The sequence below is a fragment of the Methylobacterium sp. NPDC080182 genome (assembly GCF_050281105.1).
In the GTDB taxonomy this organism is placed as follows: domain Bacteria; phylum Pseudomonadota; class Alphaproteobacteria; order Rhizobiales; family Beijerinckiaceae; genus Methylobacterium.
Window position 1 is genome coordinate 261,189 of sequence record NZ_JBNNWO010000010.1, and the last position, 8,884, is coordinate 270,072.

Sequence of the window (8,884 nt, forward strand, 5' to 3'; positions counted from 1 at the left end):
GGCGGCGATGTCCTTCCTAAAGCGATGCCAGGTGCCGCTTCTGCTCGTCGCTCAGACCCGAGCTCTCGATGGCCTCGGCCAGCGATTGCTTCCCGACGGCTTCCGGCTTGCCGTCCGCCTTGAACCGCGCGGCCACGGGCACCCGCGCAGGCCCCGCGAGGAAGCGGGCAAGCTCGTCCGCGCCGGTCCCAAGCGCCTCGGCCAGACGTGCCAGGAACCCGGCACTCAGATCCTCGACGCGGATGAGCCGATCCTTTAGCCGCCCGAGAAAGTTCAGGTTGCAGCCGAAGCTGCGCGCCACCCCGCGCAATCCTCCGTCGGCCCGTACGGCGAAGGGGTCGATCCCGCCTTCAGACGCCGACGCGGCCGGTGCTGCAGCGGTTGGGGCGGGGTATGTGTCGGCGACGCACGCGGCGTGGGCGCGCTCGAAGGCGGCATCCGCGATGGCGACGAGGGTGTCCGGGTCCTCCCCGATGGCGAGCAGCTCCGCCTTGAGCTCCTCGGGGGAGGCCGCGAGGATCCCCTCGATGTAGAGGTCATCCAGGGCTTCCAGGAACCTCTCGTCGTTGGTCGTCTCTCGGTTCATGATCTCCATCCTTTCGGGTAGCGGAGGGAGAGCGCCTTCCTGACGCGCTTCTTCGCGTAGTCGAGATCGCCCTGGTCCAGCCCGGTGCGCTCCCGCAGCTCCTTGCCGGCGAGCTCGTCCCTGAGGGCTTCGAGCACCGCAAGCTCCTCCGGCTGGTCCCGGAACATCTCGAACACCTCCCCGATGATCCTCGCCCTCTCCTGGGCGTCGATAATGGCGTCCTCCGCGCTCCCGGCCCTCGGCTTCTCGCCGAACCGGGCGCGCATGTGGGCGTCGACCTCCTCCGCGTCGTCGGTCGTGACCGACCGCTTCTGCTTCTCCCGCTCGTGCGAGACGAGGCTGCGCATCACGCCCACGAGGTAGGCGACGACGTTCAGCTCCCGACCGCACTGCCTCGTGCCGAGCAGGGTCCGGCAGATCGCCTCGTTCAAGAGGTCGCCCGGGTTGAGCGTGGTGCGCCCGCACAACCGCTTCGCGATGACGACCAGTTTCTTGCGGTCGTCGCGCGACAGGTCGCGGTAGGCCGCCCCGAATTCCTCCGGGCTGAGGTCATCGCCCACCCGTTCGCCCCCGGCTCGCCTCCGCAGCCGGCCGCCCGGCCAAACGTCCGACCGACATCCCCTATGCCCCCCGCCCGCGATTTTCAGAATCCGTGCCGGCCAAATTCTGAGACGCGAGCTTGGCCGGCATACCTCGGCAGGATGCCACGGACGCAGGGGTTTTCAACCTCGACGAGCGTCCAGCCAAGGAGCGAATTCATGAGCCACTTCCGACACCCCCCCGACATCGACCCCTTCGCCAGCGCGCTCGACGCGGTCATGGCTGACATTGCCATCTCGGTGCAGCTGCCGCCGGGCCTGCACGCGAAGGCGGGCGGGCGCTACGAGGCCATCCGCGACTTCGCGGAACGCCCCGGCAGCCCGTTGAACGGGCGCATCCTGCGCTTCTATCCGCAGGGCAGCATGGCAATCGACGCGACGACGTCGACGCGCGGCACGGACGACGAGTACGACCTCGACATCGTCGCGGCGCTGGACCTCGATCCGCATGCCGATCCGGACGAGGTGCTCGACCTGCTGTACCGCTCGCTGGAGGGGTACCCGACCGGCCAGAAGGTCGAGCGCCAGACCCGGTGCGTGACCGTGCGCTACGCCGACCGGATGCACGTCGACGTGACCCCGGCGGTGCGCCTGGGACACGGCGCGGAACGGGTCAGCCACATCTTCCACGCCCACCCTGACAAGCCCGCGTCGAAGCACTTCCACGTGCCGATGAACGCCTACGGCTTCGCCGAATGGTACCGGGCGCGCACGCCGCTGGAGCGCCGGTTCGCGGCCGCCTTCAACAAGCGGCTGTACGAGGCCTACGGCATGGAGGTACGGGCGGACGCCGAGGTCGACGAGATCCTCGACCAGGTGCCCATCATCGTGAAGGCGGTGGCGACCGTCGCCCTGCAGCTTCTCAAGCGCCACCGCAACGTGGCCTACGCCGGGGCCACGGGGCGCATCCCGCCCTCGGTGATGCTCTCCTGCTTCGCGGCGCAGGCCTCGCGGCCGGGCCTGACGCTCACCGACATGGTGATCCGCCTCGCCCGCACGGTGGCGAGCGCCCTGCGCGCGGCCAGCGCCCGCCGCGAGCGCATCAGGGTGGTCAACCCCGTCCACCCGGAGGACTGCTTCACCGACCGCTGGCCGGAGAACCTCGCCCAGCAGGATGAGTACGCCGCCAAGCTCACGGACCTCGCGGACGGCCTCGCGTGGATCAAGCAGCACGGTTCGAGCCTGGAGGACATCCAGGAGTGGCTGCGGGAGCGCTTCGGCAGCCACGTGGTCTCGACTTCGGTCCGCCGATTCAACGACCGGACCGGCCGGGCGATCCAGTCGGGGCTCCACGCCTACACGCCGCGGGGTGGCCTCTACGTCCCCAGCCGCCCGGCGTTGGTCGGCCTCGGCGGCGCGGCCGCCGCGGTGCCGGCCCGAGCGAGCGCCCACACCTTTCGCGGGGGGCGCCGGTGGTGAGCGTCTTCCCCTCCATCGCGGACCAGGACCGGGCCATCCGGGCCTCCTGGCCGTCGTTCCGGCTTGTCGAGCGCTCCGAGCGGGCGGCGACCTGGCTCGGCACGCTCAAGCCCTTCATGCTCGCCTACGAGGTGCAGGTCTCGTACCAGGTCCCCCTCGTCGTCGAGCGGATCGCCCCCCTGCAGCAGCAGCCCGAGGTCCGTGTGATCTCGCCGGCCCTCCGGCGCCGCCCGGGGGACGGCGAGGGCCCGCTGCCCCACGTCTACGTCGATCGGGCCGGCGACCCAGTTCTCTGCCTGTTCGACCACGAGACCGGCGAGTGGACCCCGTTCCGCCTAATCGCCGAGACGACCATCCCCTGGGCCCTCGACTGGCTCGGTTGCTACGAGGGCTGGCGCGCGACCGGACGGTGGTCCGGGGGCGGCCGGCACGCCGAACCCCCCGCCGCCAAGGAAGCCGGACGATGAGCTACGTTCCCCCGCGCCGCTCCGACGGCACCCAGCAGGACCGCCGGCAGCCCCTGCCGTGGCCCAAGGACCGGCCCTTCAGGATCCTCTCCGTCGACGGCGGCGGCATCTGCGGCATCCTCCCGGCCGCGGTGCTCGCCGAGCTTGAGGGCCGATTCCTCGAAGGGCGCTCGGTCGCCCAGCACTTCGACATGATCGCCGGGACCTCGACCGGCGGCATCATCGCCCTCGCGCTCGCCCACGGCCTGACGGCGCGCGAGATTTGCGACGTCTACGTCGAGCGCGGCGGCAACATCTTCCCGCCGCCGTCGCGGATCGAGCGCCTCACCCGGTTCGTGCGCCAGCGCTACCGCTACGTCTACGAGCGCAAACCCCTCGAAGACGAGCTGCTGCGGATCTTCGGGGAGACCACCTTCGGCGAGGCCCGGACCCGGCTCTGCATCCCCGCCTTCGAGGGATTCCACGGCGAGCCGTTCGTATTCAAGACGCCCCACCACCCCGCCTACAAGAAGGACCGCTACGAGCGCATGGTCAGGGTCGCCCTGAGCACCGCGGCCGCCCCGACCTACTTCGAGGCCCTGTCGAACAACGGCTACGTGATGGTCGATGGCGGCCTGTGGTCGAACAACCCGACGATGAACGCGGTGGTCGACGCGCTCGCCTGCTTCGATATCGACCGCGGCCAGATCCAGGTGCTCAGCCTCGGCTGTGGGGAGACTGCGTTCAAGGTCGACGCCAACAAGACCTCCGGCGGCATGATCCAGTGGCGCGGCGTCATCCAGGCAGCCATGAAGGCTCAGTCGCACAACGCCCTCGGGCAGGCGGGTCTGCTCATCGGGCGTGACCGACTGACGCGCATCGACGCGCCGGAGAGCAACAACCCCATCGCGCTGGACGATTACCTGCGCGCAAGGGCGGAGCTGCCGGCCATGGCCCGGGTCCTCGTCGAGGGCGCCGGGCGCGAGATCCGGCGGAGCTTCTTGGCCGACGAGGTCGAGCCGTACACCCCGTGCCCGGTCGTCTGAGCCAAGCCCGGGCGCGCCCCGAAATCTGAAAACCCGTCTCGGGCGGCATCACTGCCCAGGACGTCAAGGCGGTTGTCGCCCATCCCGGGCTCCGGCGTTCCAGAGGCAGGCGGATGCCTAAGAATATAGTGGTTTTCTCCGATGGCACCGGGCAGGATGGCGGCGTCCGCCCCGAGCAGCGCGTCAGCAACGTCTATAAGCTGTACCGCGTCTGCAAGGTCGGGCCCGAGAGTGGGATCGACCCGGCGGAGCAGGTCGCGTTTTACGACCCGGGGCTCGGCACCGATATCGGCACTACGGCGCTGACGGCGCCGGTGCGCTTCGTGCAAAAGATGGCCGCCTCCCTCTCGGGGCGCGGCATTACCACGAACATCGCCGACTGCTACCGATTCATTATCGACCACTACGAACCGGGCGACCGCATCTATCTGATCGGCTTCAGCCGAGGGGCCTACACGGTTCGGTGCGTGGCGAACCTCCTGATGTACTGCGGCGTGCCCACGCAGGGCGCGGCCGGCCCGCTCCTGCGTTTCCGCAAGTTGACGCGAGACATCGCACGCGAAGCGGTCGAGACGGTGCTGGAGCACGGTGCCGGCCACCCGCGCGCGGACTTCGACGCGGAGCGGCACGAGCTCTCGCGGCGGTTCCGGGCGCGGTACGGATCGGATCACCCCGACGGCGGTGGCAAGGCCAACGTCGAGCCCTACTTCATCGGCACCTTCGACACGGTCGCTGCGCTCGGCGTCGCCGGCCCGAAGCGCACCCTGATCAAGGCTGGATTGGCGGCCGCGGTCGTCATCCCGCTCGGTATCGCCATCGCCGTGACCTCCGCCCTGGTCGGGGGCGTCTCCTACCTGTTCGATGGCCCCTTCTGGAAAGCGGACCTGATCACTGCGAGCATCCTCGTCGCCGCTTCCATCGCGACTGCCGGAGCGGTGCGGCGGCGGGTCGTCACCGCGAAGACCAAGACCATACAGAACTGGCCCGAGGCGGGAAAGTCGAAGAGCCACGTGGCGGAGTGGAGGGGTGAGAACTTCGACCGCCTCCTCAGCGCCCAGGTCGGCTATGCCCGCGCGGCGATCGCCATCGACGAGCGGCGCAAGGACTTCGATCGCGTAAAGTGGGGGCCGACCGAGGTGACGCCGCCGCGGACGCCCGGCGCGCCGGACCAGTTCCGGCAGTTCTGGTTCGCCGGCAACCACTCGGACATCGGCGGCAGCTACGACGAGACCGAGTCCCGGCTGTCCGACATCGCGCTCCGGTGGATGCTTGAACAGGCCGTCGGCGTCCCGGACGGCCTAAAGGTGGACGGGATGCCGCCCGTCGCCGATCCGCGCCACCCGGTCGAGGTTACGCGGATCCCGCGGCTGCGCCTGCACCCTTCCGCCGCCGGCGTGCAGCACTGCGAGGTGGCCGGCATGCGGGACGCCATTGCGACGCGCGTCTCGGACCCATGGGTGCCGGGCTGGGTACGGCGCTGGGCGCAGGATAGGACTTGGGAGGCGAAGGACCGAGACATCAAGCCCGACGCGACAGTGCACACCAGTGTAGACGAGCGTTTCCGTCTCTCCACGGTGATCCAGTGCGATGGGACCGCCCCGTATCGCCCAGCTGCTATGGCCCATCACTCACAGTTCAGGCAATTTTACGGAATAGAGTTATAGTATAGGAATGCTTAGTCTTTCTACGTGGCAGCAGGTGATTGGCTTGCTCTAGCTACACCGTGGCAGGACACAAAAAAGCGAAGATGAGTATCTAAAACAAACGGGCGTCGCATTACTGCGACGCCCGCCTGGCCAATCTTATTTATTCTACGACTGTCTCGTACAAGATGTAGATGCTGGCCTTACAGACCGATCTACAGTTTTTCCAGCCTTCGACTTGCCAAACGGACGATCCATCAAAACCGCCGGCACTTTGATTGTATGTCATATCATCGATGCTGTCATCTCGATCAACTTCTGCTCGGACGGCCGCATCGATTGCTTTTTCGTTCGGATCAGCCACGACACTGCATAGACCATCGTGACTTCTATAGCGCACCTCGCGAGCAAGATGCGCACAACCGGTTGTTACGTCATCATCACACATAGACAAACACTCTGCCGCCAGCCTCATATGACTGACATCCACCCAATAAAGGGTGGTAAAAATGCTCTAACGGTTGAGCCGCCCTTAAGGGCGGGGAGAAGGCGGCTCGACATCATAGTCTGATTTTACTGCCCGAAGCAATAGTCGATTTGAGGCGATCATCTTTAAGGTTAACAAATTCTATTGCTTCGTGACGGTGCGTCGGTAGAACGCCTTCAGCGGGCCCACATCCTGTGCATGCAGCTTCGGCTCGGATCTAGATCAGTAGGCGCTCATGAACTCTCCGCTCACTGCTGCCGGGCTGGATCTGTCCTCGAAGGTTAGCGGCCCAAGGCAGGTGAACGCCGTTGGCCGCTGACCGTAACCTTGTGTGTGGGACCAGCCAGGGCTGGGTGGCATGATGCCGTGCCTCAAAGGCATGGATCGCGTCGGCCTGGTTGAGGGTAGTCCCGATGGCGTCGAGGCCGCGTACGAGCGCGTCCTTGCGCAGCGGCGAGATGTCGAACTCGAACCGCGTGCCGTTCGCGGCCAGGACCATCTGGGCGGGTAGGTCGATGGCCAGTCGGTTGCGAGTGGGATCGACCGCCAGTGCCGAGAGGGTGCTCACCTCCTCGGGCTCCATCGAAATCAGCAGCAGCCCGTTGTTGGCGGCATTGTCGTTGAAGATGCCGGCGAAAGTCGTGCCGATGATCGCTCGGATTCCTAGCTGCATCAGGCCCCACACAGCATGCTCGCGCGAGGAGCCACAACCGAAGTTCGGTCCGACCACAAGGACGCGCGCGTTTGCCTATTCCAGCCGGTTGAGCACGAAGTCGCGACATGGCGCGCCAGCGGTGTCTAAGTGCATGTCCTGGAGCGTGCCACGGTCGAGGCTGCTGCGGTCGATGTCTTTCAGGAACTGTTTGGGCATGATCATGTCCAAGAGCTGCCGCGCTGCCGGGCTCCTGCCGGCCCAGGGGCAACCTTGACCTTCAGATACGGATCGGACGTTCCGCTTTGCGCCCAAGTCGGCCATTCAACTTGTTTGAAGAACGCCCGACAAGCAGACATCAGTGCTGCATTTATCGACCTGCATCGAGGACGCGACACGAATTCGCGGTATCTTGGATGCGGCTTGATAGCTTTTGTAGTCAAACGGTCAACGGCTGCAAGCAGCCAACGCCTCATTCAGAAGTCCGCGGTTATATTGGAGGCGCTTCTTCCGTCGTCACGTGGAACGCGACGAGTTCGTTGGGGCCAAAGGTCAGCGTCAACGGGACATCCGCGGCGTCCCGACCATAGGCGATCAGAATCCGACCGATGCGTGAACTGTTGTTGCGCGGATCAAATGTGTGCCAGCGGCCCCCGAGAAAGACCTCCATCCAGGCGGCAAAATCGCCGGGCGCATGGGGCAGCGGCAGACCGATGTCGCTGACATATCCGTTGCAGTAGCGTGCCGGGATGTTGAGACACCGGCAGAACGCGATCGCCAGATGCGCATAATCACGGCAGACGCCCCGCTGCTCCTCGAATGCATCGAAGGCCGTCCGCGTTGCCCGCGCATGCTCGTATCCGAAGGTAATTCGATCATGGACGTAGTCGCAGATCGCCTGCACACGCCCCCAGCCCGGCGGCAGGTGGCCGAACAGATCCCAGGCGATCGATGACAGACGATCGGTCTCACAGTACCGACTGCCGAGGAGGAACAGCACCGTGTCCGACGGCAACGTCTCGATGGCGGTCTCCCCAGCGTTGAAGACCTCCGGGTCGCCGCCGCCGGGGTCCCGCACGATCGTGTCGGTCCGCAGCTTGAAGCGGCCAGCCGGGGCAACCATGCGGCTGCACCAGTTCCCAAAACTGTCACGGTAGCCCTGGACCGGTACAGCGGGGGTCGTGATTAAGTAGTCGGGTCGTTCGAGATCCGAGAAGCGCGATGCGTGGATGTTAAGCGTCGCGATGATGGGGGTGGGCTGCGGGAACTCGTAGGTCATCTCGCAGCCGACGAGAATGCGCATGTGCGTTGCCCTCAGACTTATTTCGGTATCGGCCGCCGCAGCCTCCCGCGACTTGAGCCGCCTCACCGCGCGAGACGCGGGCTTCGATTTCGATGATACAGCGCCGATAGACGGGAACGCCTCGATCCCGTGCACCCGCAGGACCGGAGCGGGGCCGGTCCCCTCATCCGGCCCACGTGAAGCGCCCCCGACGAGCCGGCATCCGGCTCATCGAGTATCACCCAGACTTGGTCGGGCAGATCAGAAGTCCATGCCGCCCATGCCACCACCGCTCGGCATCGGCGGGGCCTCCTTCCGCGGAGCCTCGGCGATCATGGCCTCGGTGGTCACCAGCAGGCCGGCGACCGAAGCCGCGCCCTGAATGGCCGCACGGACCACCTTGGCCGGATCGACGATGCCGGCCCGAAGCATATCAACATACGCTTCGGTCTGGGCGTCGAAGCCGAAGGTCGAGGAGGCATCAGCCAGGATCTTGCCGACCACGATCGAGCCCTCGACGCCCGCGTTCTGGGCGATCTGGCGGAGCGGGGCCTCAAGAGCCTTGAGGACGATCTTGATGCCGGCCTGCACGTCGGGGTTGTCGTTCGAAAGAGCCCGAACAGCTGCCGTGGCGCGCAGCAGCGCGGTGCCGCCGCCCGGGACGATGCCTTCCTCGACCGCCGCGCGGGTGGCGTTGAGGGCGTCGTCGACGCGGTCCTTCTTC

The 8,884-nt window shown here is 66.5% G+C and carries 10 protein-coding genes; 4 read left to right on the top strand and 6 right to left on the bottom strand.

The genetic code is table 11. From position 1 onward, the window contains the following. Positions 1–16: 16 nt before the first annotated feature. Both ACQKQD_RS19265 and ACQKQD_RS19270 read right to left on the bottom strand, forming a co-directional pair. Complete coding sequence (locus tag ACQKQD_RS19265; RefSeq protein ID WP_427509285.1) at positions 17–586, bottom strand: hypothetical protein; 570 nt, start codon at positions 584–586, stop codon at positions 17–19. Next, the gene (locus tag ACQKQD_RS19270; protein ID WP_427509286.1) at positions 583–1,146 is read right to left on the bottom strand and encodes a hypothetical protein; all 564 of its coding nucleotides are present in this window, start codon (positions 1,144–1,146) and stop codon (positions 583–585) included. The genes ACQKQD_RS19265 and ACQKQD_RS19270 overlap by 4 nt, the downstream gene beginning before the upstream one ends. Positions 1,147–1,344: 198 nt before the next feature. On the opposite strand from ACQKQD_RS19270, the gene ACQKQD_RS19275 reads away from it, so the two are divergent. The 4 genes from ACQKQD_RS19275 (at position 1,345) to ACQKQD_RS19290 (ending at position 5,760) form a co-directional block, all read left to right on the top strand. Further along, a complete protein-coding gene (locus ACQKQD_RS19275; RefSeq protein WP_427509287.1) occupies positions 1,345–2,604 on the top strand; it encodes a nucleotidyltransferase domain-containing protein in 1,260 nt (419 codons plus the stop codon). Continuing rightward, positions 2,601–3,071: a hypothetical protein gene (locus ACQKQD_RS19280; protein WP_427509288.1), complete on the top strand. Its 471-nt coding sequence runs from the start codon at positions 2,601–2,603 to the stop codon at positions 3,069–3,071. Before ACQKQD_RS19275 ends, ACQKQD_RS19280 begins: the two co-directional genes overlap by 4 nt. Continuing rightward, a complete protein-coding gene (locus tag ACQKQD_RS19285; RefSeq protein ID WP_427509289.1) occupies positions 3,068–4,096 on the top strand; it encodes a CBASS cGAMP-activated phospholipase in 1,029 nt (342 codons plus the stop codon). Before ACQKQD_RS19280 ends, ACQKQD_RS19285 begins: the two co-directional genes overlap by 4 nt. 113 nt (positions 4,097–4,209) lie before the next feature. Continuing rightward, positions 4,210–5,760 carry a DUF2235 domain-containing protein gene (locus tag ACQKQD_RS19290; RefSeq protein ID WP_427509290.1) on the top strand — a complete coding sequence of 517 codons (1,551 nt, stop codon included), beginning with the start codon at positions 4,210–4,212 and terminating at the stop codon, positions 5,758–5,760. A gap of 683 nt (positions 5,761–6,443) precedes the next feature. On the opposite strand, the gene ACQKQD_RS19295 is transcribed toward ACQKQD_RS19290, so the two are convergent. The 4 genes from ACQKQD_RS19295 to ACQKQD_RS19310 form a co-directional block, all read right to left on the bottom strand. Then, a complete protein-coding gene (locus tag ACQKQD_RS19295) occupies positions 6,444–6,956 on the bottom strand; it encodes a 3-isopropylmalate dehydratase small subunit (protein ID WP_427509291.1) in 513 nt (170 codons plus the stop codon). Between the two features lie 18 nt (positions 6,957–6,974). Then, on the bottom strand, positions 6,975–7,097 hold the full coding sequence (locus tag ACQKQD_RS19300; protein WP_427509292.1) for a hypothetical protein: 123 nt from the start codon (positions 7,095–7,097) through the stop codon (positions 6,975–6,977). 271 nt (positions 7,098–7,368) lie between these two features. Continuing rightward, entirely contained in the window at positions 7,369–8,181 is an 813-nt protein-coding gene (locus ACQKQD_RS19305; protein WP_091928774.1) for a transglutaminase-like domain-containing protein, read from the bottom strand. Between the two features lie 240 nt (positions 8,182–8,421). Continuing rightward, a partial coding sequence (locus tag ACQKQD_RS19310; RefSeq protein ID WP_280141984.1) for a TCP-1/cpn60 chaperonin family protein occupies positions 8,422–8,884 on the bottom strand: 463 nt, incomplete at its 5' end.

Coding starts and splice junctions, on each gene's coding strand:
- ACQKQD_RS19285 (WP_427509289.1), top strand. CDS start 3,068: ATGAGCTACGTTCCCCCGCGCCGCTCCGACGGCACCCAGCAGGACCGC.
- ACQKQD_RS19265 (WP_427509285.1), bottom strand. CDS start 586: ATGAACCGAGAGACGACCAACGACGAGAGGTTCCTGGAAGCCCTGGAT.
- ACQKQD_RS19290 (WP_427509290.1), top strand. CDS start 4,210: ATGCCTAAGAATATAGTGGTTTTCTCCGATGGCACCGGGCAGGATGGC.
- ACQKQD_RS19305 (WP_091928774.1), bottom strand. CDS start 8,181: ATGCGCATTCTCGTCGGCTGCGAGATGACCTACGAGTTCCCGCAGCCC.
- ACQKQD_RS19300 (WP_427509292.1), bottom strand. CDS start 7,097: ATGCCCAAACAGTTCCTGAAAGACATCGACCGCAGCAGCCTCGACCGT.
- ACQKQD_RS19275 (WP_427509287.1), top strand. CDS start 1,345: ATGAGCCACTTCCGACACCCCCCCGACATCGACCCCTTCGCCAGCGCG.